The 25,380-nt window shown below is 71.3% G+C and carries 27 protein-coding genes; 15 read left to right on the top strand and 12 right to left on the bottom strand.

From position 1 onward, the window contains the following. Positions 1-7 precede the first annotated feature (7 nt). Positions 8-484, top strand: coding sequence for a hypothetical protein (locus QWU11_RS14315; RefSeq protein WP_290107993.1), 477 nt, complete (start codon positions 8-10; stop codon positions 482-484). Here the strand turns inward: QWU11_RS14315 and QWU11_RS14310 are convergent. Together QWU11_RS14310 and QWU11_RS14305 are read right to left on the bottom strand one after the other, a co-directional pair. Continuing rightward, positions 438-3,392, bottom strand: a complete 2,955-nt coding sequence (locus QWU11_RS14310) for a BTAD domain-containing putative transcriptional regulator (RefSeq protein ID WP_290107982.1) — start codon at positions 3,390-3,392, stop codon at positions 438-440. The two genes, QWU11_RS14315 and QWU11_RS14310, sit on opposite strands and share 47 nt — an antisense overlap. Positions 3,393-3,480: 88 nt before the next feature. Next, positions 3,481-3,948: an SDR family oxidoreductase gene (locus QWU11_RS14305; RefSeq protein ID WP_290107978.1), complete on the bottom strand. Its 468-nt coding sequence runs from the start codon at positions 3,946-3,948 to the stop codon at positions 3,481-3,483. A 433-nt stretch (positions 3,949-4,381) separates the two neighbouring features. On the opposite strand from QWU11_RS14305, the gene QWU11_RS14300 reads away from it, so the two are divergent. Further along, positions 4,382-5,704 (top strand): MFS transporter, encoded by a 1,323-nt coding sequence (locus QWU11_RS14300; RefSeq protein ID WP_290107972.1) that lies wholly within the window; start codon positions 4,382-4,384, stop codon positions 5,702-5,704. 1 nt (position 5,705) lies between these two features. Here QWU11_RS14300 and QWU11_RS14295 read toward each other — a convergent pair whose 3' ends face one another. Next, the gene (locus QWU11_RS14295; protein WP_290107970.1) at positions 5,706-6,578 is read right to left on the bottom strand and encodes a DUF2218 domain-containing protein; all 873 of its coding nucleotides are present in this window, start codon (positions 6,576-6,578) and stop codon (positions 5,706-5,708) included. Positions 6,579-6,664: 86 nt separating this feature from the next. Here QWU11_RS14295 and QWU11_RS14290 point away from each other — a divergent pair, with 86 nt between their 5' ends. After that, positions 6,665-7,231: a TetR/AcrR family transcriptional regulator gene (locus tag QWU11_RS14290; protein WP_290107932.1), complete on the top strand. Its 567-nt coding sequence runs from the start codon at positions 6,665-6,667 to the stop codon at positions 7,229-7,231. 9 nt (positions 7,232-7,240) lie between these two features. On the opposite strand, the gene QWU11_RS14285 is transcribed toward QWU11_RS14290, so the two are convergent. Further along, complete coding sequence (locus QWU11_RS14285; protein WP_290107928.1) at positions 7,241-8,614, bottom strand: FAD-dependent oxidoreductase; 1,374 nt, start codon at positions 8,612-8,614, stop codon at positions 7,241-7,243. 70 nt (positions 8,615-8,684) lie between these two features. Here QWU11_RS14285 and QWU11_RS14280 point away from each other — a divergent pair, with 70 nt between their 5' ends. Further along, positions 8,685-9,599: an AraC family transcriptional regulator gene (locus QWU11_RS14280; RefSeq protein WP_290107924.1), complete on the top strand. Its 915-nt coding sequence runs from the start codon at positions 8,685-8,687 to the stop codon at positions 9,597-9,599. Here QWU11_RS14280 and QWU11_RS14275 read toward each other — a convergent pair. After that, entirely contained in the window at positions 9,552-9,935 is a 384-nt protein-coding gene (locus QWU11_RS14275) for a hypothetical protein (protein WP_290107919.1), read from the bottom strand. The two genes, QWU11_RS14280 and QWU11_RS14275, sit on opposite strands and share 48 nt — an antisense overlap. 7 nt (positions 9,936-9,942) lie before the next feature. Here QWU11_RS14275 and QWU11_RS14270 point away from each other — a divergent pair, with 7 nt between their 5' ends. Then, complete coding sequence (locus QWU11_RS14270) at positions 9,943-10,416, top strand: LLM class flavin-dependent oxidoreductase (RefSeq protein WP_290107911.1); 474 nt, start codon at positions 9,943-9,945, stop codon at positions 10,414-10,416. Then, positions 10,413-10,727, top strand: a complete 315-nt coding sequence (locus QWU11_RS14265) for a hypothetical protein (protein WP_290107906.1) — start codon at positions 10,413-10,415, stop codon at positions 10,725-10,727. Before QWU11_RS14270 ends, QWU11_RS14265 begins: the two co-directional genes overlap by 4 nt. Before the next feature lie 38 nt (positions 10,728-10,765). Here the strand turns inward: QWU11_RS14265 and QWU11_RS14260 are convergent, their stop codons facing one another. Next, positions 10,766-11,497 (bottom strand): hypothetical protein, encoded by a 732-nt coding sequence (locus QWU11_RS14260; RefSeq protein ID WP_290107903.1) that lies wholly within the window; start codon positions 11,495-11,497, stop codon positions 10,766-10,768. 123 nt (positions 11,498-11,620) lie between these two features. Here QWU11_RS14260 and QWU11_RS14255 point away from each other — a divergent pair, with 123 nt between their 5' ends. Beyond that, a complete protein-coding gene (locus QWU11_RS14255; protein WP_290107898.1) occupies positions 11,621-12,043 on the top strand; it encodes a hypothetical protein in 423 nt (140 codons plus the stop codon). Between the two features lie 135 nt (positions 12,044-12,178). Here QWU11_RS14255 and QWU11_RS14250 read toward each other — a convergent pair whose 3' ends face one another. After that, on the bottom strand, positions 12,179-12,562 hold the full coding sequence (locus tag QWU11_RS14250; protein WP_290107897.1) for a DUF5997 family protein: 384 nt from the start codon (positions 12,560-12,562) through the stop codon (positions 12,179-12,181). Between the two features lie 55 nt (positions 12,563-12,617). Here QWU11_RS14250 and QWU11_RS14245 point away from each other — a divergent pair, with 55 nt between their 5' ends. Beyond that, on the top strand, positions 12,618-13,301 hold the full coding sequence (locus tag QWU11_RS14245; protein ID WP_290107894.1) for a LysR family substrate-binding domain-containing protein: 684 nt from the start codon (positions 12,618-12,620) through the stop codon (positions 13,299-13,301). A gap of 25 nt (positions 13,302-13,326) precedes the next feature. On the opposite strand, the gene QWU11_RS14240 is transcribed toward QWU11_RS14245, so the two are convergent. Beyond that, positions 13,327-15,585: a DEAD/DEAH box helicase gene (locus QWU11_RS14240; protein ID WP_290107891.1), complete on the bottom strand. Its 2,259-nt coding sequence runs from the start codon at positions 15,583-15,585 to the stop codon at positions 13,327-13,329. Positions 15,586-15,763: 178 nt separating this feature from the next. Here QWU11_RS14240 and QWU11_RS14235 point away from each other — a divergent pair, with 178 nt between their 5' ends. The 3 genes from QWU11_RS14235 to QWU11_RS14225 all read left to right on the top strand — a co-directional run bounded on the left by QWU11_RS14235 (position 15,764) and on the right by QWU11_RS14225 (position 17,879). Beyond that, entirely contained in the window at positions 15,764-16,903 is a 1,140-nt protein-coding gene (locus QWU11_RS14235; RefSeq protein ID WP_290107889.1) for a sensor histidine kinase, read from the top strand. Further along, positions 16,900-17,565, top strand: a complete 666-nt coding sequence (locus QWU11_RS14230; RefSeq protein WP_290107877.1) for a response regulator transcription factor — start codon at positions 16,900-16,902, stop codon at positions 17,563-17,565. The genes QWU11_RS14235 and QWU11_RS14230 overlap by 4 nt, the downstream gene beginning before the upstream one ends. A 161-nt stretch (positions 17,566-17,726) precedes the next feature. Continuing rightward, entirely contained in the window at positions 17,727-17,879 is a 153-nt protein-coding gene (locus QWU11_RS14225; protein WP_290107857.1) for a hypothetical protein, read from the top strand. 42 nt (positions 17,880-17,921) lie between these two features. Here the strand turns inward: QWU11_RS14225 and QWU11_RS14220 are convergent, their stop codons facing one another. From QWU11_RS14220 to QWU11_RS14210, 3 genes are all read right to left on the bottom strand, one after another. Next, positions 17,922-18,581 (bottom strand): hypothetical protein, encoded by a 660-nt coding sequence (locus QWU11_RS14220; protein ID WP_290107856.1) that lies wholly within the window; start codon positions 18,579-18,581, stop codon positions 17,922-17,924. 108 nt (positions 18,582-18,689) lie between these two features. After that, on the bottom strand, positions 18,690-20,018 hold the full coding sequence (locus QWU11_RS14215; RefSeq protein ID WP_290107850.1) for a PQQ-binding-like beta-propeller repeat protein: 1,329 nt from the start codon (positions 20,016-20,018) through the stop codon (positions 18,690-18,692). A gap of 300 nt (positions 20,019-20,318) precedes the next feature. Continuing rightward, positions 20,319-21,203, bottom strand: coding sequence for an SDR family oxidoreductase (locus tag QWU11_RS14210; RefSeq protein WP_290107848.1), 885 nt, complete (start codon positions 21,201-21,203; stop codon positions 20,319-20,321). A gap of 198 nt (positions 21,204-21,401) precedes the next feature. Here QWU11_RS14210 and QWU11_RS14205 point away from each other — a divergent pair, with 198 nt between their 5' ends. Continuing rightward, positions 21,402-21,761, top strand: a complete 360-nt coding sequence (locus QWU11_RS14205; RefSeq protein WP_290107846.1) for a hypothetical protein — start codon at positions 21,402-21,404, stop codon at positions 21,759-21,761. A gap of 32 nt (positions 21,762-21,793) precedes the next feature. Here the strand turns inward: QWU11_RS14205 and QWU11_RS14200 are convergent, their stop codons facing one another. Beyond that, entirely contained in the window at positions 21,794-22,777 is a 984-nt protein-coding gene (locus tag QWU11_RS14200) for an alpha/beta hydrolase (protein ID WP_290107828.1), read from the bottom strand. A 75-nt stretch (positions 22,778-22,852) separates the two neighbouring features. Here QWU11_RS14200 and QWU11_RS14195 point away from each other — a divergent pair, with 75 nt between their 5' ends. The 3 genes from QWU11_RS14195 to QWU11_RS14185 all read left to right on the top strand — a co-directional run bounded on the left by QWU11_RS14195 (position 22,853) and on the right by QWU11_RS14185 (position 25,370). Then, on the top strand, positions 22,853-23,443 hold the full coding sequence (locus tag QWU11_RS14195; RefSeq protein ID WP_290107817.1) for a PadR family transcriptional regulator: 591 nt from the start codon (positions 22,853-22,855) through the stop codon (positions 23,441-23,443). A gap of 164 nt (positions 23,444-23,607) precedes the next feature. Further along, entirely contained in the window at positions 23,608-24,549 is a 942-nt protein-coding gene (locus QWU11_RS14190) for an ABC transporter ATP-binding protein (protein ID WP_290107813.1), read from the top strand. 29 nt (positions 24,550-24,578) lie between these two features. Further along, positions 24,579-25,370, top strand: coding sequence for an ABC transporter permease (locus tag QWU11_RS14185; protein ID WP_290107810.1), 792 nt, complete (start codon positions 24,579-24,581; stop codon positions 25,368-25,370). Positions 25,371-25,380 lie beyond the last annotated feature (10 nt).

The following is a 25,380-nucleotide window of genomic DNA, read 5'->3' as shown; positions in this document are numbered from 1 at the left end:
TACAGATATGCGTCCCTACGCGCGCCGGCTTCGCGTCGGAGCCATGCTCGTCCCGGCCGCCTTCGCCATCGCCGCGACCGCCGCCCCCGCGACCGCGACCGCCGCCCCCACTCCGCTCGCCGCGGCGCCGCTCAGCGCCGGCGACGGCACACCCGCCGGCGCCGTCACGTGGATGAAGAACCACGTCGGTAGCACCGGCTGGGAGCACTACTGCGAGAAGGCGGTGGAGAACGCCTACGGCACGACCGGCATCTGGCCGTCGGCCATCGCCCACTGGAACGGCGCCCCGCACCACAGCGGCACCAAGCCGCCGGCCGGTTCCTTCGTCTACTGGAACATCAGCTCGTACGGCCACGTCGGCATCGCCGACGGCAGCGGCGGGTTCTACTCCAGCAGCATCGGCGGCAAGATCGGCCACGCGACGAGCGTGAGCTACTTCAGCCACTACCTGGGCTGGACGCCGGCGGCCGTACCGAGCCGGTGATCTGTGCGCGGGCGGGGCGCGCGGCCCCGCCCGCGCGTACCGCCACGAGTTCGGCCCGGGTACGGTCCTCCCAGCGCGGGACGCTGAGCCGGCCGAACAGGGACAGTGCCCGCTCCAGATGCTCGGCCGCCAGACCGGCGTCACCGGAGCGCTGGGCCGCCTCGCCGAGGCTCCACAGCGTCGACGCCTCCCCGAACCGGTCACCCCGCTCGCGGAAGACGGCGAGGCAGCGGTCGAGCAGGCGTACGGCCGCCTTGCCGTGGTCCTGCGCCGCGAGGACCATCGCCAGCAGCCGGAGCGAGCGGACCTCCGCGAGGTCGTCGCCGAGCCGGCGGAAGAGCTTGATCGCATGGGTGGCGTGCCGGCGCGCCGCGACGAGGTCGCCCCGCGAGTGATAGTGCGTCGCCGCGAGGAAGCGCAGGACGTACGCCTCCCCGTACGCGTCGCCCGCCGCGCGGAACGTCGCCAGCGCGCGGCGCAGGTGGTCGAGTGACTCGGCCGGGCGGTTCCGGTCGCGGTGGACCAGCCCGAGGTCGAGCAGGCTGTTCGCCGCGCCGGTGAGGTCGCCGTGGCGCGTCGAGAGCCGCAGGGCCTCCTGGAAACACGCGAAGGCGTCGTCCAGCCGGTCGCAGATGTGGTGCACGTCGCCGAGCGCGTTGAGAACGCGGGCCTCCGCGACCGGCGCCTCCAGCGCGCGGCACCCGGCGAGCGCGGCCGACAGGTGCCCGGCCGCGTCGTCGTAGCGGTCTCCCACGGTGGCCAGGATCCCCAGGCCGTACTCCATCGCCGTCTCGCCGCGCGGATCGCCGCAGGCCCGTGCCGCGCCGAGCGCGTCGCGGTGCGTACGCGCCCAGTCGTCCCAGTACCCTCGCAGGTCGAAGAAGTTCACCAGGGTGGCGGCCAGGCGCCAGGCCGGCTCCGCCAGGCCGAGGGCCGCGGCCTGGCGTACGGCGACGGTCAGCGTGGCGCGGTTGGCCTCGAACCAGGCGAGGGGCGCGGCCGGCGCCGCGTGGCCGGTGCTCGCCTCCGGCAGGCGCAACCGGCGGCTGGGCAGGGCGTCGTCGGCTCCGCGCGCGAACGCCAGAAGGCTCTCCATCACCCGCTTCACGGCCGCCTCGCGCTCCTCGGGGGGATCCGTGGCGAGGGCGCGTTCGCGGGCGAAGAGCCGTACGAGGTCATGGCAGCGGTAGCGATAGCCCCCGTCGGTGTCCGCGCGGCCGGCCTCCAGCAGGCGGGCGTCGACGAGGGCGTCGACGATGTCCTCGGTCTCGCCGGCCGGCCGGTCGAGCAGGGCCGCGATCATCCAGGGCGCGACCTCGGGCAGGTCGAGCAGGCCGATGAGCCGGAACGGCCGCCGGTGCTCCGGGGCGAGGGCGTCATGGCTCAGCGCGATGCTGGAGCGGACCTCCAGGTCCCCGGCCGCGAGCCGGTCCAGCCTCCGGTGCTCGTCGGCGAGCTGGCCGGTGAGCCGGTCGAGCCGCCACTCCGGATGCCCGGCCAGCCGGGCGGCCACGATCCGTACCGCGAGCGGCAGGCACCCGCACTGGGCGACGAGCGTACGAGCGCAGTCGGCCTCGGCGCCGGTCCGCTCTGGGCCGATGACTCCGGCGAGCAGGTCCACCGCGTGCTCGGCGGCGAGGACGTCCAGGTCGACGAGCCGGGCGTACTCCAGTCCGACGAGCCGGGCGCGGCTCGTGATCAGGACGGCGCAGCCGGGCGTACCGGGGATCAGCGGGCGTACCTGCGCCTCGTCGACGGCGTTGTCGAGGACCAGCAGGACGCGCCGCCCGGCGAGACGGTCGCGGAGGAGGGCGGCGCGCTCGTCGGTACCCACCGGGATCCGGCCGTTCCAGACGCCGAGGAGCCGCAGGAACCGGTCCAGCGCCACGTCCGGCTCCATCGGATGCTCGCCCGTACCGCCGAGGTCGACGTAGAGACGGCCGTCGGGGTACCGCTCGCCCAGGCGGTGGGCGGCGTGCAGGACGAGCGCGGTCTTGCCGACGCCCGCCATGCCGGCCACCGCGCACACCAGCGGGCCCGTCGCGGTCTCCTCGCCGGCGAGCAGTAACGCGGCCTCCGTCTCCCGGCCGACGAAGTGGGGCACGTCCGGAGGCAGCACCGCTGGACTCCTCAGGGGGCTGTTCTCCTCCTCGGGCTCCAGGTCGAGGGCGGGGTCGGCGACGAGGACCGCCCGTTCGAGGCGGCGCAGGCGGGGACCGGGCTCCACGCCGAGCTCGGCCACGAGCGTGCGCCGCGTCTCCTGGTAGACGCGCAGCGCGTCCGCGCGCCGCCCGGACCGGTACAACGCGGTCATGAGCTGGGCGCGGAACTCCTCCCGCAGCGGATGCGCGGCGGCCAGCGCCCGCAGCTCCCCGATCAGCTCGCCGTGCCGGCCCAGGCGCAGGTCGGCCTCGACGCGCCGTCCCACCGCGCGCGCCCACAGCTCCGGCAGCCGCCCGGCCTCCTCGCGCCGCAGCGATTCGGACTCCACGTCGGCCAGCGGCTCGCCCCGCCACAGCCCGAGCGCCTCGCGAAGCAGAGTGGCCTCGGCCGCGGCGTCGCCCGTACGGGCGTGGCGGTCGGCCTCGGCGAGCAGCGACTCGAACCGGCAGGCGTCGACCTCGCCGGGGTCGGCGCGCAGCAGGTACCCGGCCGGTTCGGTGACGATCGCGACGCCGTCGAGGGGTTCGAGCGCGCGGCGGAGCCGCAGGACGTAGCCCTGCAGCGTCAGACGCGCGCTCGACGGCGGCGCGTCGTCCCAGACGTACCCGGCGAGTTCGGCGGTCGGGACGACGCGGTTCGCGCGGAGGATGAGGGCGGCGAGGAGGGCGCGCTGTTTGGGCGCGCCGATGGAGACGCGCCGATCACCGTCGGCGATCTCGAGCGGACCGAGAATGCGAATCTTCATCGCGTCTCCCAGACGGCGAGCGGGGATGCCGCTGGACGCCCAGAATGCCAAACAAGATCACTGATTTCTCGGTTTCCGGGCGTGCGATCTACCGGAGATAAGAGGCGCCGTTGAGGTCGATCACCGCGCCGCTGGCCCACCGCGCGTCCGCGAGCGCGAGCCAGGCCACGGCGGAGGCGACGTCCTCGGGCTCGGCCACCCGGTCGTACGGGCTCTGCGCGCGGATGCCGTCCCCGGCCGGGCCGGAGAGCATGGCCTCGGTCATGTCCGTACGGACGAAACCGGGCGCGACGGCGGAGACGGCGATGTCGTACGGCGCAAGGGAGACCGCCAGCGACTGGGCCATCGCGTGCACCGCCGCCTGCCCGGGGTCGGCGATGTCGCCGCTCACGACGATGTGCCCATCGCCCGGCAGCCCGGCCACGACGGCCTCGGCCGTGGCTGTGTCCGCCCGGCAGTGCACGGCGACGGCCGCCCCGTCCGCCGCGAGCCGCGCGGAGACGGCCGCGCCGACGCCGCGCGACCCACCGGTGACGAGCGCGCGCTGTCCGGTCATGTGCCACCCCTGTGATCGATCGGCAGAGCCACTTGAGACCGCCGCGGCCGGGTTCCAGCAGAGGGCCTCCGCGCGGTCCCGATCGTGACCGGCGCGCGAAGGCCCCCGCACAATGGCCGTGCTGGGCGAACCGGTCTTCAGGTCAGAATCCGCACTTTACCGGGGAGCCGTAGCCGGGCAGCAGGGAGTCCTTCACCCATCCGGTCGAACCGTCGGAGTTGTTCCGGAGGTACGTCCAGGTTCCGTTCTCGCCCTCCGTGTAGCAGTGGTAGTCCGCCTGGTCCTGGTTGTCGGCCCAGCCCTTGACGCCACAGGCCGTGCTGGAGCCGGAGCGCTCGTTCGCGCTGACGCCGGCCGGCCCTCGGCCAGTTGCCGGCGTAAAGGCTCTCCCACGGAGTGCTGCGGCTCACGGCGAGGTGGGTAGGGGAGCCCGGTGACCGGGGACGCGGTGATCAGTGTCGACGCGTCGATGCTGCGCCGTACGATCGCGGCCACGGCGGTCGGCAACATGATGGAGTGGTTCGACTTCGGGATCTTCAGCTATCTGGCCGTCCCCCTCGGCGAGGTGTTCTTCCCGAACGCCGGCGGCCCGGTCCAGCTGATCTCGACGTTCGCCACGTTCTCGGCGGCGTTCGTCGTACGGCCGCTGGGCGGGTTCTTCTTCGGGCCGCTCGGCGACCGCATCGGCCGCAAGCGGGTGCTGGCCACGACGATCATCATGATGGCGGTCGGGACCTTCTGCATCGGGCTGGTGCCCTCCTACGCGACCATCGGCATCGGGGCGCCGCTGCTCCTGCTGCTGGCCCGGCTCGTCCAGGGGTTCTCCACCGGAGGGGAGTACGGCTCGGCGATGACCTTCATCGCCGAGCACGCGCCCGACCGGCGGCGGGGCCATCTGACGAGCTGGCTGGAGTTCGGCACCCTGGCCGGCATCGTGCTCGGCGCGCTGCTCGTCGCCGCCCTGACCGCGGTGCTGTCCCACCGCGAGCTGATCTCCTGGGGCTGGCGGATCCCGTTCCTGGTCACCGCGCCCCTCGGCCTCGCGGGCCTGTATCTGCGGCTCCGGCTGGCCGAGACGCCGGTGTTCGAGCGGCTGGAGCGCCCGGAACCCGGCGTACGGGCGGAGTTCCGGCGCATCTTCGTGCAGGAGCGGCGTTCGCTCGTCGTGTGCGTCGGGCTGGTGCTCGCCTGGAACGTGGGCAGCTACATGCTCCCCGCGTACCTGCCGAGCTACCTGTCCGCCGACGCCGGGCTCCCGCGGATCACGGCCCTCCTCGCGGTGGCCGCGGCCCTCGTGGTGCTGATGACGCTCGTCGCGGTCACCGGGCGGCTGTCGGACCGGGTCGGGCGCAGGCCGGTGCTCATGGCCGGCTGCCTGCTGATGGCGGCCGGCGGGGTCCCGGCGTTCCTGCTCATCCGTACGGGGGCCCTCGGCCCGGTCTTCGCGGGCTGCCTGCTGGTCGGGCTGATGCTGCTGTGCTTCGAGGGCGCGGGCCCGGCGACGCTGCCCGCGCTGTTCCCCACCGAGATCCGGGCCGGGGCGCTCTCGGTCGCGTTCAACATCGGGGTGTCGCTGTTCGGCGGTACCACCCCGCTCATCGTCCAGTCGCTGGTCCACGCCACCGGCAGCCTCCTGGTGCCCGGGTTCTACCTCGCCGCGGCGGGCGTCATCGGCGCGGTCGCCGTGGCGTTCACGCCGGAGACCGCGGGACGGCCGCTGCCGGGATCGGCGCCGGCCGTCACCGCGGGTAGGTAGCTCAGCCGCCGGTCCACTCCACGGCGAGGCCGTCACGGCCGCCGAACCGCTCGACGTCGTGGCCGAGGATCCGCCGCAGCCGTTCGAGGTTCGCCGCGTCCGTGGCCTCGACGGTGAGGACCAGGTGGTCCGGCGTCGCCGTCACCCGGCAGGTGCCCATCGCGTCCGGGAACTCGATCACGCCCTCGGGCGGGTCCCACGTCGCGGCGCAGTTCATGTGGGCGGCGTGGCCGCAGAGCTGCCGCGCGTACCGCTCGCCGCGTGGCGTCGGGACGCGGGCCGTCGACCGCAGCGTCCGGGTGGCCGCGACCAGCCAGGCCGCGATGCCGCGCGGGCCGGTGGTGACCTCGATCACGGACGGCTCGATCGAGTCGATCCGCCAACCGTCGGCGAACGCCGCGGAGAGCTCGTCCCGTGTCGTCCGGTGCACGTGCGTCCAGTCGTCCTCCGGCTGCGCGTCGCTGACACACAGCAGGAAGTAGCGGCCCCCGGGACGGAGCACGGCCCGCAGCCCGTCGAGGTAGGCGCCGCGCTCGTGTTCGTCGAGGACGTGGAAGAGCCCGCAGTCGAGCACGGTGTCGAAGGACTCGCCGAGGCCGGCCAGGTCACGGGCGTCGTGGAGGAGGAACCGCGCCGTACGGGACCGGTCCTGCGCCTTCCGCTCGGCGATCCGCAGGGCCGAGGCGGCCAGGTCGACGCCGGTCGCGTCGAGGCCGAGGCCGGCGGCCATGAGCACGTGCTCGCCCGTACCGCAGCCGAGGTCCAGGACACGTCCCTCGAGAGGGAGGGCGAGGAACGCCGGCTGGGGCCGGCCGATGTCCCAGGGCGGAGGGCTGGAGTAGAGGGCGTCGAGCTCAGGGGGGTGGTGCGGCATGGAGACTCCTTCGGGCAGACGATTGAGACACTGTGTCTCGATACAGGACAGTATGTCTCATCGTCGGCGTTGCGTAGAGTCGACCCGTGCCGAGACTGTGGGACGACACGATCGAGGCGCACCGCCGTACGGTGCGCGACACGACGCTGGACACCGCGGCGGCCCTGGTCGCCGAGCACGGCCTGACGTCGGTGACGATGTCCCGGATCGCCGAGCAGGCCGGCATCGCCCGCGCGACGCTCTACCGCTACTTCTCCGACGTCGAATCGATCATGGTCGCCTGGCACGAACGTCAGGTCGACCGCCACCTGAGCCACCTGGCGGAGATCGGCACCGGTACGGGCGGCCGGGAGCGCCTCGCGGAAGTCCTCACCGCGTACGGGCTGATCCAGTTCGAACACCGCGACAACCCGCTCGCGGCCCTGCTCCACCAGGGCGACCACCTCGCCGGCGCGCGGCGGAGGCTCACCGGCTTCGTCGAGAGCGTGATCGCCGAGAGCGCGGCGGCCGGCGGCCTCCGCGACGACGTACCACCGGGGGAGCTGGCCGGCTACTGCCTCCACGCCCTCACGGCCGCCGGCGACCTGCCGTCGGAGACCGCCGTACGCCGCCTCGTGAACGTCACCCTGACCGGGCTGCGGCCGCCCGCCTGAGGAACGCGGTCAGCGCAGGGCGGCCAGCACCTCGTTGAGGCCCTCCGTCGTGGACGGGTGAGTGTAGATCCCGTCGCGTAGCTCCGTCGCGGTCACGCCGTGCCGCATGGCCAGCGCCACCAGGTTGATCACTTCCTGGGAGTCGATGTTCAGCAGCGCGGCGCCCAGCACCTCATCGGTCACGGCGTCGACCACGAACTTCATCAGCCCGTGGGTCTCGCCGACGATCCGGGCACGGGGCATCGCGGCGATCTGCGCGATCGGCTCGCTCGCCACCTTCACCACGTGACCGCGCCGGCGAGCCTGGCGTTCGGTCAGGCCCACTCTGGCCAGCGGCGGTGTCGTGAACACCGTGTACGGCACCGCGACGCGATCCGCCGTGGACCGGGTTCCGTGGCCGATGAGCTGGTCGAGGACGATCCGGCCGTCGTCCAGGGAGGTGTAGGTGAACTGCGGGCCGCCGTTGACGTCGCCGATCGCGAAGATGTGCGGCTGGCTCGTCCGCAGGTACTCATCGACCTCGATGGCGCCGCGATCGGTGGTCCGTACGCCGGCCGTGTCCAGGCCGAGTCCCCGGGTCGCCGGTGTGCGCCCCAGAGCCACCAGGATGGCGTCGGCCTCGACCGTGGCGGTCTGGCCTTCCCACTCGTAGCGGGCCAGCGCGTCGGTGGCGCGGTCGATGATCTCGGTGACCCGGGCGCCGTTGATCAGCACGACCCCCTGTTCGTGGAGGATGTCGGTGGACGCCTGGGCGATGTCGTCGTCCTCGGCCGGCATGATCTGGTCCCCGGCCTCCAGCACGGTCACCCGGGAGCCGAACCGGCTGTACATCCCGGCGAACTCGATGCCGACGTGACCACCGCCGAGGACGACCAAATGCCGCGGCAGCTCCGCCGGGCGGATCATGCCGGTGCTGGTCATCGTGTACGCGCTGGTCCGCAGGCCGGGGATGTCCGGCACGTTCGGCTCGGCGCCGGTATTGACCACGATCGTGTCCGCGCTGAAGGTGAGCCGGTCGGCGCCGGCGGTGACCTCCACGGTCTTGGGGTCCACGAACGCCGCCCGGCCGGTCACCACCGTGACCGTGTCGATCGTGTCGAGCATCTGGAAGTTGCGCTGCCGCAGGAAGGCGGTCAGGTCGGCGACACCGTCGACGGCGTGCCGGTGCCATTCGGGCGCACCGGCGTCCTCGGGCCGCGTCTCCGCCTGGTGCAGCAGGGCCTTGGTCGGTACGCATCCCACGTTGACGCAGGTGCCGCCGTACATCTGGGCGGACTGCTCGACCAGGACCACCCGCTGGCCCCGGTTCCCCATCGTGGCGGCCAGGGTCTTGCCGCCCTTGCCGAAGCCGAGAACGAGAACGTCCACATGCGTGCTTTCCATGCCTCCAGCCTTCAGTCGCCGTGACGATCCGGCAAGGCGCAAGAGGATCGAATACTATGCAGGAAGTATCATGGATCCCTTGAGTCGCCTGGTCGGACTGGCCCGCCCCGAAGGCACCGTCGACGTACGCTGCCTGCTGGCCGGGCGCTTCGCCCTGGACAATCCCGCCCGCCGGCCCGGTGAGGTGCCCTTCCACCTCCTGCTGGAGGGCCGGTGCGCGGTCGAGTTCGCGGGCCGCACCATCGCGTTGCGGGCCGGAGACGTCCTGCTGTTCCCGCGAGGGGCGGCGCACCGGTTGTTCGCCGACCGCGACGGTGAGCCGGTGGAGATCGTCGAGGAGCCCGGCGCCGCGTTTCCGGTCCGGCGCTCCCGCGCCGCGAGGCCCGAGGTCGACCTGTTCTGCGGGTGCTACCACGTCGCTCCCGGCGCCGGTGACCTGCTGTTCCGTACGCTGCCCGAGGTGCTCCACGTGTCGTTCGGGGCCGACGGGCACGAGCCCGTACGGATGCTGAGCGCGCTGTTGCGCCGCGAGGCCGACGCCGGCGGGCCGGGCGGCGCGGCCATCGTGTCCTCGCTGTGCAACGCGCTGCTGGCCATGGTGCTCCGCGTCTCACCGGAGCGGCGGCTGCCGGAGGATGTGCCGTGGACCGCCGCCACCGACGAAGCCGTCCTCTGTGTGATCGACGCCGTGCTGAGCGAGCCGGGAAGGGCCTGGAACATCACCTCGTTCGCCGCCCGCGCGGCCATGTCGCGGGCCACGTTCATCCGTCACTTCACCCGGGCGACGGGGGTGACCGTCGGCCAGTTCGTGACCCGGCTGCGGATGATGATCGCGGCAGACCTCCTCGCCGACGGGCGCCGATCCGTCAGCGCCGTCGCCGACGCGGTCGGCTACTGCTCCGCCTCGGCCTTCGGCCGGGCGTTCCGCGCCGCGACCTCAACGAGCCCGGCGCGGTTCCGCGCCGCCGCCCAGGACGGACGATGACCGCCGTTCGCCGAGCCAGATCCGTACGGCGGTCCAGGCGGCTCCGCCGGGGTCGATGACGTCGAGGTGGTCCGCTCCGGGCACCTCGACGTACCCTACGTCCGCTCCCTCGGCGAGCGCCGCGTCGGCGTAGGAGCGGCTGTGGGAGGGCGGTACGACCTGGTCGGCGGCGTCATGGACGATCAGCATGGGGACGCCCTTCGGCGAGGCCGCGGCGTGCCGGACGTCCACGGCGTCGAGGGTGCCCGCGAGGGAGACCGCGCCCTCCGGGAGCGTCGTACGGTGCGCCGCCCAGACCGCGAGGTGACCGCCCGCCGAGTGACCGGCGACGATCACCTGGCCCGTGTCCAGGCCGTACGTTCCTCGGGCCGTCCTCCGCGTCGTCGTAACGGGTCCCTCGTTCCGCGCCGACGAGCCGGTCGATCGTGGCGAAGAAGGCGGCGATCTCCGGCCGGTTCGCCCCCTTCTCCCTGGACGCGTCCCACGCCGAGTCGTCGTCCCACTCCACGAGGTCCAGTGCCACCTGCTCGACCACACCGAGCGCATCCGGCTCTTTCCGGACGTGGCGAACCTGCCGCTTCGCCCACCGGCCATGCTGGCGCGCACCGCCGCCGCCCTGAACCTCATCACCGGCGGCCGCTTCGCGCTCGGTCTCGGCGCGGGCGGCTACTGGGACGCCATCACCACGATGGGTGTGCCCCGGCGCGGCCCGGCCGAGGCGCTGCGCGCGCTGGAAGAGGCGATCACTCTCATCCGCGACCTGTGGCCGAGGAGCACGGCCGTGCTCCTGGGGCGGTCCTGCGGATGGCCCAGGTGACCGGTCTGATCGGGTCTGGGCTCGGTGCTACGGCGGGTCTGCGGGAGGGCGCCGATCCTCTTCGCGCCGACGTCGATGTGTGGGTGGCCGAGCTGACCCGGCTCGGTACGGAGCAGTCCTTCGACGCCTTCGTCTTCTGGCCGGAGGAGGAGACGCTTGAGCAGGTCCGGCGTTCATCCGGCGTCTCGGCCTCCCTCGACGCCTCCACCGGCCACGGCCGCGTCACCGACACCCTCAAGAACAACGGCACCACCGAACTCGACATCCACGCCACCACCTCCAACGGCGACATCGCCGCCCGCAGCCTCTGACCTGAGGAGACGAGCCGCCGGCGCCGCTCACCTCGGGGTCAGTGCCAGATGATGTCCCCGAGGTCGTAGAAGCGGCCGAAACTCGGCGCCCGGTCGTTCGGATGCTGCGCGTTCTCGCCGTACGGCGGCGCCATGTAGTGGATCTCCCGAAGCGGATAGGTCGACATCCAGAGCCCGCAGGTGACCCAGCGTGCCCCCTTGTGGTCGAACGAGTCCGGGGACGAGGACTCCGCGCAGCCGGGCAGCCTGCCGCCGAGCAGACTCACGTCCGTGATCCCGCCCCCGCTGCGCCGGGCCTCGAAGCGGGGGACCTCCAACGACAGGGGATTGCCGCTCTCGTCGGTGATGACGATCTCGGCGTGGTACGCGGTGCTCCTCTTCAGCACCGCGTAGCTGGAGGCGTCGAAGTTGCCCTTCACCTTGGAGCCGGGGCTCTGCCGGATCCGCTTCACCACGACGCCCAGCACCCCTTCGGTATAGCTCTTACGAAGGGCGTTGTAGTCACGGATGGGCACGATCGCCTGCTGCCCGAACCGGAGCCGGGTCCCGGGCCGGGTCATCTTCCCGGTGACCCGCAGCGGCTGAGCCGGCACTGTCGTCGTCGCCCCGCGCGGAGGCGTCAGAACGGGAGCGGGAACCGAAGAGCCGATGGTGGGCGTGGGCGCCGGCCTGCCCCCTCCGGAGCAGCCCACCAGCAGGAAGGAAACGAGAACGGCGGCCGCTACGTCGATCCAGGGCCGGTCACCCGTGAGCCGGGAAGAGCTCCTCATGCCGCACATTGTCCTGCCGATTGCCGCCGCCGCACTGAACAAGATCAAACAGCACTTACCGGGATATACACTGACCTGCTGTTACTTCGTCTGACAGGATCGATCAGGGCTACGGGGACAGAGATGCCGACGCACGAGTGGACGATGGCCGGCGCTGAGTACGGCTCGCCTCAGCGCCCCAGGCGGAAGAAGTACGTGATCATCGCCGTGGGCGTGCTGGGGTTCGTGGGACTGTTCGTCCTGCTCTTCTTCATCGGTGTGCCGGCGAAGAGTGCCCCGTCCTTCGGCTCGAAGAACTACAGCACCCACGTCGATTGCCAGGTGAACTCCGTCGGAGCACAGGGCACGGTGACGATCAACGGCACGATCACGGGCGACGCGGCGAGCTACTCGGTCACCGTCGAGGTTCTGGACGCGGCTTCTCACCAGAAGATCGGCAGTCAGACCTTCGAGGTCCACGGCACGACCTCTTTCGGAGGAAACACCGCGGCGCGAGTCCCCGTCGGATCGGCAGGCATCGAATGCAAGATTGCCAAGGTGGCCTAGCCCGGGCATCGGCACGCGGAGGAGCGGCCACGCGATAGCGATCGTGTACGGCGGAACGACCACCGCTCAGATAGCTCACCCTCGCCGAAACGGCGACGAGCCGAACGCCGGGCAGACCGATCTCGTTCCGGTGGGTCAGGCCTTGGCGCGCTGCTGCTTGAGGCGGAGCTCCTCTTGGCGGACCCGGGTCTGGATGGTCTGCTCGCGTGCCAGCCAGTCGGGTTTTTCGGCCTTCAAGGCCTCGATGTCGGCGGTGGTGAGAGGGCCCCTGATGTCGGCGCGGGCCAGGCCCGAGACGGAGACGCGGAGCTTGGCGGCGACGACCTGGCGGGGGTGGGGGCCCTCGCGGCGCAGGTCGGCGAGCCAAGAGGGCGGGTCGGCCTGGAGCGCGTTCAACTCCTCCCGGGAGACGACGCCCTCCTGGAATTCGGCGGGTGCCGCCGACAACAGGATCCCCAGCTTCTTGGCCGCGGTCGCGGGCTTCATGGTCTGCGGGGCCTTCGCCTTGGGCGTGCTCATGATCTCAAGGGTAGCCAGCAGGAGGGAGTCGTCTGGACGCGGTTAGGCTGAGAACGTGACCACGAGTGAGTTCCGGCTGGCCTACGCGCCGGGAGTGACGCCCGGGAAATGGGCCCGGGTGTGGGCCGAGCGGGTACGGGAAGTGCCGCTTCGGCTGCTCCAGATGCCCGCCGCCGAGGCCGTCCCCCTGCTGCGGGACGGCGGCGTGGACGCGGCGTTCGTGCGCCTGCCCGTCGACCGCGAAGCTCTCCACGTGATCCCGCTGTACCTGGAGACGACCGTGACGGTGGTGCCGAAGGACCACGCGGTGGCCGCGGTCGAGGAGGTGGCGCTCGCCGACCTCGCCGACGAATATGTGTTCGAGCCGCTCGACGAGGTCCTGGCCTGGGGCGACCGGCCCGGGCAGCCCGCCTTCACCCGTCCCGCGAGCACGGCGGACGCGATCGAGCTGGTGGCGTCGGGGGCCGGCGTACTACTGCTCCCTCAGTCCCTGGCCCGTCTCCACCACCGCAAGGACCTCACCTACCGCACCGTGACCGACGCCCCTCAGTCCCAGATCGGCCTGGCGTGGCTCGAGGCCGAGACGACCGACCTCATGGAAGAACTGATCGGCATCGTCCGCGGCCGCACTCCCAACAGCTCCCGTGGCCGTACCCCCCAGCAACCGCCCACCCGCAAGAAGCCCCCGCAGAAGCACTCCACCCCCAAGCCTCGCCGCCGGACGCGCCGCCCGACGTGAACAGGGGTCGGTAGCGCTCTGCGGGTCACGCCGCCTTGAGGCGCTTCTGCTCCGCGGCCACGATCGTGTGCCGCAGTTCGGTCTCGGAGCCGGTGTCCACCGCGTCCGGTGCCGCGTTCGCCATGTCGCTGCGGCGCGCGTACTCGTCGAACGCCTCGCGCTTGTCGGCCAGCAGTTCGAGGACTCGCTGGTCGACGCTGTCCCCGCACAGCAGCCGGTGTACGTCCACGCGGCGTACCTGGCCCATCCGGTGCGCGCGGGCGATCGCCTGCTCCTCGATCGACGGCGTCAGCTGCGGCTCGGCGATGATGATCACCGAGGCGGCCTGGATGTTCAGGCCCACGCCGCCCGCCTGGATCTGGGAGACGAGTACCGCGGGCCCCTTGGCGGCGGTGAACTCATCCACCATCGCCTGGCGGCCCATCGGCGGGATGTCCCCGGTCAGCGGGCCGACGACGTGCACGCCCTGGACGCCGTCACGCTCGGAGCCCAGTACCTGTGTCACCGTCTCCAGCACGTCGCGGAAGTAGGAGAACACCACGACCTTGCGCCCGCCGTCCGCGGCCTCGCTGACGATCTCCACCAGCCGCCGGAGCTTCGGCGATCCCTTCACCGTCCCCGGGTCGAACGCCGCCCGGCGCATCGCCATGAAGTTCCCCGCGATGACCGCTTCCCGGTACGCCCGCAGCGTCGGTCCCTCGAGTGTCACCCATTCCTGCGTCTCCAGCCGCGGCGGAAGTTCGCTGAGCACGTCTTCCTGGTTGCGCCGCAGGTAGACCGGTGCCACCGCCTCCCGGAACTTGGTGCCGTCCAGCGCCTCGTCCGCGATGTCCAGGTTCTCGGCGACCTCCGGGCGCAGGTGCCCTACCAGCACCAGGAACTCCCGCACCTTGTTCTCCATCGGCGTCCCCGTCAGGAACAGCACCCGCCTGCTCCGCGCCGCCCATTCGCCGACCGCCTGCGTACGAAGCGCGTTCGGGTTCTTCACGTAGTGCGCCTCGTCGACGACCATCATCGCCACCGAGACGTCCAGGTCCTCCGGCATGGTGCGCAGCGCCTCGAACGTCGTGATCGTCACGCCGCCCCTGGCCACCCACTCCTGCTGGGCCGCCTCCCGTTTCTCGCCCGGCCCGTGCATGCGGTGGGCCTCCAGCAGCGTGTGCCGCTCGACCTCGCGCGTCCAGTTGACGACCACGCTCGCCGGGCAGACGACCAGGAAGTGCGTCTCGCCCTTCGCCGCCAGGTGGCACATCGCGGCCAGCGACTGAATCGTCTTGCCCAGGCCCATCTCGTCGCCGAGGATCACCCGCTCCTGAACCAGCGCGAACCTCGCGCCGAACGCCTGGTAGGCCCGCAGCGATGTCTTGAGGCGGGACCGGTCGAGGGGGAACACGCGGACCTGCTCGGCGATGTCGGCGGGGAGGAAGCCCTGGCCGGCCTCCTTGGTCGGGTCGAGTCCGGCCACCTCGATCAGCAGGGCGTTGTAGGCGACCGGCCGGGCGAGGTAGTCGCTCCACAGTCGGGCGGCCCTCGGGATCTTTCGGGCCTTGTCCAGCTGAGACTCGGCCCTGGACAGGCGTTTGCGTGCTGCGGTGACCTTCTTGGAACTCAGGGTGGCGTCCAGCTGGGCGAGTGCGTCACGCGCTTCCTGCTTCTTCTCTTCGGAGAACGTGAAGAGCATTCTCCGGCGGCTCGCGCCGCGTGCCGCCGGGCCGAGGTGATGCCCGATCTCGGTTGCCAGCAGGCTCGGGTCCGGGCCCTTCATCAGGGGGGACCTGGTGCGTTCGTAGCGGCGCAAGGCGGCGATGAGCGCTGCCTGTTCGGGGGTGCGGGCGTCCGGCTCGATGCGGACGCGGACGCTTTCCTCGACGGACTCCCGCATCTGCCACGCGGCGGCCATGATCCGCTTGGCCGTCCTCCGGCGTACTCCGGGGATTCGCCTGAGCGCTTCTGCGCCGGCCGTGAGGACCGCGCCGACTGTGTCGAGGCCGGCGTCCCTGACGGGGGTGAACGTGACCGGGCGGCCCCGGACGAGCTCCCGGAGCTGGTCCACCGGCACTGTGTCCAACTCGCCGGCGACGAGCTGATCGCGCACCACTTCGTACGCCCGTCGTGCGACCTCGCGCGATTCCTCCGGCGCGGCCAGGACCGCCTCGATGGCGTCGTGGACCGCGCGGCCGTCGGCGACGATGGCGCGGGCCGCCTTTCCCGCGCGGAGGGGCTCGGCGTCGAGGGAGTTCCCCTCGGCCTCCGTGTCGCTCGTCAGGTCCGCTGTGTGTGCCAAAGTGGTCGAGGGTCTCCGCATTGGAACTGGCGATCGGGCTAATGGCGAAGATAGAGGATATCGCCGACACGTCGGAAGTCTCGCTAGATTTCCGTCAGAGGACCCGGCATCTGGACTGCCTCCTGATGGCGCTTTTCGCCGTACGGCCGCGGGCGCAACGACGCGTGGCCGGATACGCGTGCTGCTAGCGTCGGGCAGCGTGCCGGACCGGTTCGACGCGACGCTGCCTCTGCGGTGGCGCATGCTCCTTGTCGGGTGCGCGTTGGCCCTGATGGCGCCGCTGGCCTTACTCACGCCCCACGGGCTTCCCGGAGCGGCCGGACGGGCCGCGCTGTTCGCCCTGGTGGCGGTCCAGGCGGGCGCCGTCTGGTGGATGGGGGAGCGGCCTGGCGCGGTGACGGCGACGGTGCTCCTGGCCGGGGGCGGGATCCAGTTCCTGTATCCGGAGGCCGGGCCCGGGATCGCGCTGGTGGTGCTGAGCACCTTCGCCTGGCTCCGTCCCGCCCGCGTGTCTCTGTGGGGCCTGGCGGGGGCGATGGCGTCGGCCGGTGTCCTGCCGTGGGCGACCGGGCGGTCGCCGCACGTGCCGCTGTGGCTCGCCGCCGCCCTGCTGGCCTGGAGCTGGGGAGCGCTGGGAAGGGCCCGCTCCGCCCGCCGCCAGGCCGAGGCGCGGCGCGTGGTCCTGGAGGAACGGGCGCGCATCGCCCGCGAACTGCACGATGTTCTCGCCCACACGGTGTCGGTCATGGTCGTCCAGGCGGCCGCGGCGGACGACGTGTTCGACGTCAACCCGGCCAAGGCCCGCCAGGCGCTGCGCGACCTGGAGACCTCCGGCCGGCAGGCCCTCACCGAGTTGCGCGCGTTCCTGCGTACCGTCAGGTTCCTGGGCGACGAGCCCGGTACCGAGGTCCCCGCGGCACCCCAGCCCGGCCTCGCCGATCTCGACGGCCTGACCAGGCCGATGGCCGCGGCGGGACTGCGCGTGAAGCTCCGGGCCGAGGGACTGGACACCAGGACGCTGCCCCCCGGAGTCGAACTGTCGGCCTACCGGATCGTCCAGGAATCGCTCACCAACACCCTGCGCCATGCCCGCGCCCGTACCACCGACATCACCGTCGCCGTCACCGACCGCGAGCTCACCATCGACGTCCGCGACGACGGCACCGGCGGCGGCCGCCTGACCGGCCTGGAGACGGGACACGGCATCGCCGGCATGCGCGAACGCGCCGCGATGATGGGCGGATCACTCGCGGCGGGACCCGATCCGGCCGGAGGGTTCCGGGTACGTGCCCGGCTGCCGCTGGAGGAGCCTCGATGACCATCAAGGTGCTCGTCGCCGACGACCAGGATCTCGTACGGGCCGGACTCTGCATGATCATCGATGCCCGCGACGACCTGGAGGTCGTCGGTGAGGCCGGCGACGGAGACCAGGCCGTACGGGAGGCGGCTCGCCTGCGCCCCGACGTCGTGCTGATGGATGTGCGGATGCCAGGTATGGACGGCATCACCGCCACCCGGCAGATCATCGCCGCCGCCGACCCGCCGAAGGTCATCATCCTGACCACATTCGACCTGGACGAGCCGCTCTACGCCGCTCTGCGGGCCGGGGCGAGCGGCTTCCTGCTCAAGGACGTGCGGCCACCCGAGCTGGCCGACGCCGTCAGGGTGGTCGCCCGAGGCGAGGCACTGCTGGCCCCGACCGTGACCCGCCGGCTCCTCGACCGGTTCGTGGCCATCCAGCCGAACGAACCCGTCCTGCCCGAGCGGCTGGCCGAGCTGACGGACCGCGAGCGGGAGGTGCTCACCCTGGTCGCCCGGGCCGCCTCCAACGCCGAGATCGCCCGGCACCTGGTCCTCGCGGAAGCGACCGTGAAGACCCACGTCTCGGCCGTGCTGCGCAAGCTCGGCGCCCGCGATCGCGTCCAGGCCGTCGTGATCGCCTACGACCTCGGTATCGCCCGCCCCCGGCCCTCAGCCTGAAGTCGCACCGCAAGACCCGACACGCGGCGGATGCCCCCGGCTCGGCCTCTCTTTAGCCTTTTCCGGAGACACACGGAAAAAGGGGCCACCATATGTTCAGGTCACGACGGGTACGCAAGAGCGAAGCGTGGGAAGGCGTTGTCACCGACAAATCCCGAAACATGCCGGACGGGTCGAATCTCTACCACTACCTCGACGTCACTTTCACCGACGGCAAGTCCAAGAAGATCCGAGTCAACCGTTCCTTCTGGGACTCACTACGCCCCGGCGACCAGATCATCAAGCAGTCCGGATCCGACCCGGTCAAGAAATAGTCCGGTGCCAATCCCCGGTCGGCTCGATGACGTGCCCGAGCGTCAGCCCTGTGTGAGGCCGGCGCGCCGGGCGACGTCGAGTGCGGCGGTGAGGTCGATGGAGGCGTGCATCTCGGTGGTCAGCCGCCCGACGTCCAGCGCGCCGAACAGGCGGCCGAGTGCCGCTTCGTCCACTGTGTACGACCGGGCGGCACTGAGCAGGGCGTCGTAGGCCGCACCGGCCTCGTCGGCGTCCGATGCGCAGTCCAGGATGTCGTGGCGCCACGGCCACTCCTCACGCGACACCGGCGCGAGCCCGGCCAGGCCGTCGTCGCGCAGACCGTCCGGATAAGGAGCGCGCCCCCACGACCCGTCCCACCAGTACACCAGCCCCACGGTCTCGCCTCCGCCGAGCGGGTCGGCGAGGTAGTCGGCCGGCAGCCAGTCCGGGCCGCCGGCCAGAAGGTCGACGGGCGGCTCCAGGAGCGTTTCGCCGTAGTCGTCGTCGATGCCGCACAGCACCATACGTCCGTGCGGCCAGCGGCTCAGCGTCCACCACCCGTTCTGGGAGTCGAGTGAGCGCAGCCCGTGCTCGTCGAGCTCGGCCTGCTCCAGGTAGCCGGGCCTCAGCCCGGCGCTGAGGACGGCGAGCACGGCCGCGTCGGCCCACAACTCCTCGGCTCGGGGCAGGTCAGTGGGACGCCCGGGGCTGTGAACGGTCAAACCGGTCTCCTTCGCCGATGTTCGGATGCTGCTGCCGGATATTCGGGCTCATTGAGAGGCGGATCTACGCGTGTTGCCGCAGCTCGGTGCGGACGAATGCCGGCCGGTTCAGTGGTAGCCGGTGATGCCGCCCTTGTCGTCGAAGACCACGATGTGGCCGCCGGCCGATACGGCGCGGCCCTGCCGGGCGATGTCGTTCCCGTCGTGACGGGCGGCAGGGCGCTGGAAGACGGTCTTTCCGGTAGTGGAATCGATGATCGCGACGCCGTCTCCGAGCGCGAACAGGGTGCCGTCCTCGATGTCGTAGGAGAACGATTTTCTCTCGATCTCCCGCGACCAGACGCGCGCGCCGGTGAGCAGGTCGTAGCCGCTGACGCGCCGCCGGCCGGCGTAGACGGTCATGGCGGTCACCACCGTCCGGCCCGACACGCCCACGACATTTCCCTGAGGGGTGGTCCAGCGCAGCGACGGCTTCCTTCCGGTGCGGGTGTCGACCGGCCGGATCGCGTTCCCGGACCGTACGAGAACGACGTCGCCGCTGACGGCCGGCAGATCGGGCATGGTCACGTGTTCGCCATCGGAGTCGCCGGACAAGGGGATGTCCTGGTCCGTCTTCAGGTCCGGTGACAGGAGATGGATCCCGGACTTGCCGGGCGTGGATCGGTTCGGAGACCACCAACTCCCGCTCAGCACGATTCTGCCGTTCGCGACCACCGGAGTGGAAAGGCCGAGGTCGTGGAGGAATCTGCGCTGGTAACGACGTTCACCGGTGGCCGCGTCGACACCGGTGACCGTCCTGCCGGCGGTGTAGTAGAAGACCCCGTGCGACAACGCGCCCACCGGGCCGTCGGCGGGACTCGAACCCGGGCACAGCGGTTCGCGCCACCGCTGCGCGCCGGTCGCCGAGTCGAACGCGACGCAGTCACTGAAACGACTGTCCGAATCGTGGAGGGGGACGATCACGATGCCGTCGCCGGCCACGGGCTCGTAGGAGCCGTCCCACGCCAGTGCTCTCCACCAGATCCGTTTGCCGGTGGCGCCGTCGTACGCGGTGAGCCGGCCGGCCTCGTACGCGATGGCCCGCTTCCCGTCGGACACGAGGCGAAGGCCTGTGAAGTCGCCACTGCCGGAGCTCACGGTGGTCCAGGTCTTGCTGAGCGCGGTCCAGTGGTGGTCCGGGACCGCCCAGCGGGGCTGCCCGGCCGCGGGCCGCGGTAACGCGACGGCGGCGCGGTGCGGCTGAGCCACCTTCTCGCCGGGATCCTGGGGCTCGGTACGCCAGACCGCGATGCTCGCGGCGACCAACCCGGCGGTGACGACCACGACCCCGCCCACGATGACGAGCCGCTTCCGCCCGCGGACTCTCGGCCGCGACGGTGGCTCCGTATCGCCGGTGCCGGTCGGCGACTGCGCGGGCGTTTCCGAAGATGCGGCCATGCGGGGAATGTACGGACGCGTCCGGGTGGCCCGCCGACGTTTCAAGAGCTGTTGAAAGATGCGAAAGTGTCACTCCGCTGATCCCCGTCCAACCCGGAAGGTGCAGCCGTTCACCGGCCATCGCGACCAGGCGCGCCCGCTGTGGCGGACACCCGGACAGGTGCCCATCTCGATCGTGCGAGACGCCTTCTACTCTCCATCCGGCGTGAAGCGCTCCGTCCGCCACGATCAGGACGGAGGTCTTCTCGACCACGAGGGGCCCGCGGCGGCTCGTCGAACCGATCCCGGCGCCGCGCTGAGTCAGCCGGTGGTGAAGTAGTGGCCGTCGTCGAGGTCGGCGAGCAGGCCGGGGTGGACCGGCTGCCAGTCCAGTAGTTCCCGGGTCGCCGCGTTGGGCATCGTGATGTCGAGCGCGATGAACGGGAAGCCCTTGAAGTGGTCCGCGGCATGCTCGGCCGGGACGCTCACGGCGGGGATGTCCAGGTGGCGTCCGATGGTCTCGGCGATCTCACGCACCCTGACGCCCTCTTCGGCCGCGGCGGTCAGCTGGGATCCGGCCGGGGCCTTGTCCAGGGCGAGACGGTACAGGCGGGCGACGTCCAGAAGGTGGCCGGCGGGCCAGCGGTTCGAGCCGTCGTCGACGTAGCCGGCCGCGCCTCTCTCACGGGCGATCTTGATCAGGATGGGGATGAAGCCGTGCCGGTCTCGCGCGCTGTGGGTGACCGGCGGGATGCCGATGAGGATGGCGCGTACGTCGCGTTCGGTGAATTCGGCGATCGTACGGGCGACGGCGGCGCGGGGGTTGGCGTTGATCGCCGCATCTCGCCGCGCGTCGCCGGTGGAGGCCAGGCCGACGCCCATGAAGGTCTTGCCGCTCCCGGCCAGCGCGTCTCCGAAGGCGCGCACCACGGCGTGGTCGGCGGCCACGGCGTCGGCGAACCTCCCGGCGGCGATGCTGGTGTGATCGAACGCGAGGTGGATGGTGGCGTCCGCGCCGGCCGCGGCCTCGCGTAGACCGGCCAGGTCGTCGAGGTCACCGCGGCGTACCTCGGCGCCCATGGCCTTGACGGCGGCGGCCGAGGCGTCGGATCGGGCCAGACCGACGACCTCGTGTCCGCCCTGGATGAGTTCGGGCACCACGGCCGAACCGATGTGGCCACTGGCGCCGGTGACGAAGACTCGCATGAGCAGGTTCTCCCGGAATAGGGCGCCCCGCCGAAGCGAAACGCAAGGAGTGATGTGACTCGGTAACGTCGCAACCAGATCGCCGAGCGTGCCGGCGGGCTGACCAAGACGACCTTCTTCCGCCACTTCCCCGACAAGCGCGAGGTCCTGTTCGCCGGGCAGGAGATCCACGGCCGGCTCCTGGCCGAAGCGATCGCGGTGGCGGCGGACTCGGCGACGCCTCTCCAGGCGGTCGCCTCGGCTCTCGACGCGCTCACGGCCACCTTCACGAACGACCGCCGCGAGTTCAGCGCGCGACTCCGGGCGGTCATCGCCGACACCCCTGAGCTGCAGGAACGCGCCGCGTCCAAACGCGTCTCCCTCGCCGGCGTCATGGCGGGCGCACTCCGTAAGCGGGGCGTGTCGGATCTCACCGCGAGCCTCGCGGCCGAACTCGGCGCACGCGCCTTCTACCAGGCCTTCGACCGCTGGTCCGATCCGGCCGACGAGCAGACCCTCGCCGACGTCGCACGCCGGACCCTCGACGAACTACGTGCCGCGATGGCCGCGCTCGACTAGGCGACGGGCGCCGGTCAACACCGGCACCGGCATCATGCCGGAGGCGCAGAGGCGGGACCGGCGAAGAAGGAGCGGACTTCCCGGACCACCTGAGCGACGGTCTCGGGATTGCCCTTCGGATTGGTGGCGCTGGGGTCGCTGGAGGCCCCGTGGTCGAGGCCCGCGAACTCGACGACCCGGCGGTGCGGCAGGACCCCGGCGAGGGCTTCGCCTCCAGGTGTGAGGAGGCGCAGCCCCCTGCTGCCGCTGAGCAGGAACACGTCGGCGGTCATGTCCCGGAAGACGTCGACCTTGCCGGCCATCTCCTTGATGAGCAGTCCGTCGTAGTAGACGGTGGGCGCCAGCTTGCGCATCGTGATGGCGTCCCGAGCGGCTTTCCCGTCCTCTTTGCTCATCATCCTCTCGGTGAGCGACACCATGAAGCGGCGCGGTATGACCTTGAGGAAGGACGGCGCGAGCTCCAGCCCGAACATGCTCGTGACCATGGCCGCCGCCACCTTTCCGGCGGCGATCTCCTCTTCGAAGCGTTGCAGCCAGGCGGCGTCCCAGTTCGGGTCCAGGAGCAGCGCGGGCTCATAGACGGCCACCTTGCGCACGTCGGGCAGGGTGCGTGCGGCCTCGAGGGCGACAAGGCCGCCGGCGCTGACCCCGAAGATCATCTGCGCGCCCGACTCCGCCATCACGGCGGCCAGGTCCTCGACCTCCGTACGGATGTCGTGGTCGGGCCGGTGCGGGCCGGAGCTGCCACGGCCGCGGCGGTCCGGCAGGTAGACGGTGAAGTCGTCAGAGAGAGCCTGGGCCAGCAACGTGTGGCTGTGAGCCGACTCCATGCTGCCGTGCATCACCACGATGGCCGGCCCATGCCCGACCTTCAGATAGCCGATGCGAGTGCCGTCTCGGGAGACGACTGAGCCGGTGTCCATCGCCGGGGTGCCGTCGGCGCCGGGCCGAGGTGACGTCGTGTCGGATGCCGATTCAGGCCCTGCCGTGTCCGCGAGCTGGTCGCTTGTGTCCATGTGGGCAATAGTCACATATCATCTAGTGTCAATGCAACTAGTTTCTGTGTTACTTATTCCGGTACCCTTGAACGTGTGACCGCGACCTTCCGTCGCTCTCCGCTCGCCCTGGCGATCCTCGGCCTGCTGGAGAACGGACCCATGCACCCGTACGGAATCCAGCGCCTGATCAAGCAGTGGGGCAAGGATCAGGTCGTGAACGTTGGCCAGCGGGCGAGCCTGTACCGGGTGATCGACCGGCTGGCGGAGGCCGGTCTGATCACGGCCAAGGGCACCGACCGCGACGAGCGCTATCCCGAGCGGACGACCTACCACCTCACCGACGCGGGGCGCGACACGTCCCGGCACTGGCTCGCGGAGATCCTTTCGACGCCGCGCAACGAGTTTCCGGAGTTCCCTGCGGCGTTGTCGTTCCTGATGTTGCTCACCCCGGAATCCGTCCGCGGTCTGCTGGAGCGGCGTCGCGACCATCTCACCAGCCGCGTCGCCGAACTGGACGCGGAACTCGACCCGGAGGCCGGGGGTCCGGAGCTCCCGCGCGTGACGCTGATCGAGGTCGAGTACCTGCGTGCCGTCACCGACGCCGAGTTGCGCTGGGTCGCCGCGACCTTAGAAGAGCTGCGGGCCGGATCCTTCAGCTGGAACCGCCACGAAAACGCGCCCTGACCTGGTGAAACGGGCCGAACGGGTCGCCTGTGGCCGGACGGCCACTCGCGAGTACGGTCAAGAGCTGGCGATCGACAGCAAAAGACGAATATTTCATTGCAAAACCCTGATGATAATCGGTAACTTCATGCTGGCCGGACCGATGCAGAGTCAGGGGGACACAGATGGCACCGACGGTGCTGATCGAGGCCGAAGGGCTCACGAAGGTCTACGGCAAGGGCGGCGACGGGTTCACCGCCGTCGACGGGATCGACCTCGAAGTGCACCGCGGCGAGGCGTTCGGCGTCCTCGGGGCCAACGGCGCGGGCAAGTCCTCCACCATGCGCATGATCGCCTGCGTCTCCCCGGTCACCGCCGGCAGCCTGCGCATACTCGGGCGGGACAGTGTCACCGACGGCGCGGCGATCAGGGCGCGGCTCGGCGTCGTACCCCAGGACGACACCATCGACGGTGAGCTGACCGTACGCGAGAACCTCCTGATCTACGGCCGCTACTTCGGCCTGCCGTGGAAGGTCCTGCGCGAGCGCAGCGCGCGGCTGCTGGAGTTCACGCGTCTCACCGAGAAGAGCGACGCCGCCGTCGCCACGCTCTCCGGCGGGATGCGGCGGCGGCTCACGATCGCGCGGGCGCTCATCAACGAGCCCGAGATCGTCCTGCTCGACGAGCCGACCACCGGCCTGGACCCGCAGGCCCGCCATCTGCTCTGGGAACGCCTGTTCCAGCTCAAGCAGGACGGCGTGACCCTGCTGCTCACGACGCACTACATGGACGAGGCCGAACAGCTCTGCGACCGGCTCGTCGTCATGGAGGCGGGCACGATCGTCGCGGCCGGCACGCCCGCCGAGCTCATCGCCCGCCACACCACCCGTGAGGTGCTGGAGCTGCGCTTCGCCCCGGACGAGAGGCAGACCATGGCGGACAAGTGCCGTGGCCTGGTCGAACGCGTGGAGGAGCTCCCCTACCGGCTGATGCTCTACACCGACGACGGCGAGGAGACGCTGGCGGCGGTGAACGCGCGGGGCGTACGGCCGCAGACCGCGCTGATCCGGCGCTCCAGCCTGGAGGACGTCTTCCTCACCCTGACCGGCCGCTCGCTCGTCGACTGACCCACGGGGACTGACCCACGGGGGGAGACATGGACGCACTGGCCCGGGCGCGTTCGGCGCCCGCATTCCGCGAGCTCGGCTACTGGCTGTTCCGCTACCGCCGTACGTGGCGCGGCTCGATCGTCATCAGCGTCGCCAACCCGCTGCTCTTCCTGACCGCCCTCGGGCTCGGGCTGGGCAAGCTGATCAACCACAACCACAGCGAGTACCTGCACGTCCCGTACGTACGGTTCATCCTGCCCGGCATGCTGGTCGCCGCGGTCATGCAGACCGCGTTCCTGGAGGCGGCGGGCCCGGTCATGGACGCCGCGCGGCCGCGCGGCAGCTACCGCGCCGCGACGGCCACGCCGCTCGCGCCGGCCGACATCCTGTACGGGCACCTCATGTACTGGGCGCTGCGGGCGGTGCAGAACGCGATCCTGTTCACCGGCGTGAGCGTGCTCTTCGGCGCCGTCAGCCCGTACCGCGCGCCGCTGCTCGTGCCGATCGCGCTGCTCGTCGCGGTCGCGTTCGCCACCCCGGCCGCGGCCTGGGCGGTGACCGTGACCCGGCCGTCCCAGGTCACTGCGGTGTTCCGGTTCGCGGTCCTGCCGCTGTACATGTTCTCGGGCACGTTCTTCCCGATCGAGCAGCTGCCGGCCTGGCTGCGGCCGGTCGCCTGGGCCACGCCGCTGTGGCACGGCGTCGACCTCTGCCGCACCGTTGCGCTGGGCACCGAGACGCTCCCCGGCGTGCTGGTCCACACGGCGTACCTGGCCGCGATGGCCGCCGCCGGCCTGGCCGTGGCCCGCCGCACCTACCGCCGTACCCTGCACGTCTGAGCCGGGAAGA

The sequence above is a fragment of the Actinomadura sp. DC4 genome (assembly GCF_030406325.1).
Classification (GTDB): Bacteria; Actinomycetota; Actinomycetes; order Streptosporangiales; family Streptosporangiaceae; genus Actinoallomurus.
The sequence above is the reverse complement of the archived record's forward strand: the minus strand, read 5'-3'. Positions and strand labels throughout refer to the sequence as shown.

Coding starts and splice junctions, on each gene's coding strand:
- QWU11_RS14215 (WP_290107850.1), bottom strand. CDS start 20,018: ATGGCCGCATCTTCGGAAACGCCCGCGCAGTCGCCGACCGGCACCGGC.
- QWU11_RS14280 (WP_290107924.1), top strand. CDS start 8,685: ATGGATCCCTTGAGTCGCCTGGTCGGACTGGCCCGCCCCGAAGGCACC.
- QWU11_RS14210 (WP_290107848.1), bottom strand. CDS start 21,203: ATGCGAGTCTTCGTCACCGGCGCCAGTGGCCACATCGGTTCGGCCGTG.
- QWU11_RS14315 (WP_290107993.1), top strand. CDS start 8: ATGCGTCCCTACGCGCGCCGGCTTCGCGTCGGAGCCATGCTCGTCCCG.
- QWU11_RS14295 (WP_290107970.1), bottom strand. CDS start 6,578: ATGCCGCACCACCCCCCTGAGCTCGACGCCCTCTACTCCAGCCCTCCG.
- QWU11_RS14260 (WP_290107903.1), bottom strand. CDS start 11,497: ATGAGGAGCTCTTCCCGGCTCACGGGTGACCGGCCCTGGATCGACGTA.
- QWU11_RS14185 (WP_290107810.1), top strand. CDS start 24,579: ATGGACGCACTGGCCCGGGCGCGTTCGGCGCCCGCATTCCGCGAGCTC.
- QWU11_RS14285 (WP_290107928.1), bottom strand. CDS start 8,614: ATGGAAAGCACGCATGTGGACGTTCTCGTTCTCGGCTTCGGCAAGGGC.
- QWU11_RS14200 (WP_290107828.1), bottom strand. CDS start 22,777: ATGGACACAAGCGACCAGCTCGCGGACACGGCAGGGCCTGAATCGGCA.
- QWU11_RS14225 (WP_290107857.1), top strand. CDS start 17,727: ATGCCGGACGGGTCGAATCTCTACCACTACCTCGACGTCACTTTCACC.
- QWU11_RS14305 (WP_290107978.1), bottom strand. CDS start 3,948: ATGACCGGACAGCGCGCGCTCGTCACCGGTGGGTCGCGCGGCGTCGGC.
- QWU11_RS14250 (WP_290107897.1), bottom strand. CDS start 12,562: ATGAGCACGCCCAAGGCGAAGGCCCCGCAGACCATGAAGCCCGCGACC.
- QWU11_RS14230 (WP_290107877.1), top strand. CDS start 16,900: ATGACCATCAAGGTGCTCGTCGCCGACGACCAGGATCTCGTACGGGCC.
- QWU11_RS14310 (WP_290107982.1), bottom strand. CDS start 3,392: ATGAAGATTCGCATTCTCGGTCCGCTCGAGATCGCCGACGGTGATCGG.
- QWU11_RS14255 (WP_290107898.1), top strand. CDS start 11,621: ATGCCGACGCACGAGTGGACGATGGCCGGCGCTGAGTACGGCTCGCCT.
- QWU11_RS14190 (WP_290107813.1), top strand. CDS start 23,608: ATGGCACCGACGGTGCTGATCGAGGCCGAAGGGCTCACGAAGGTCTAC.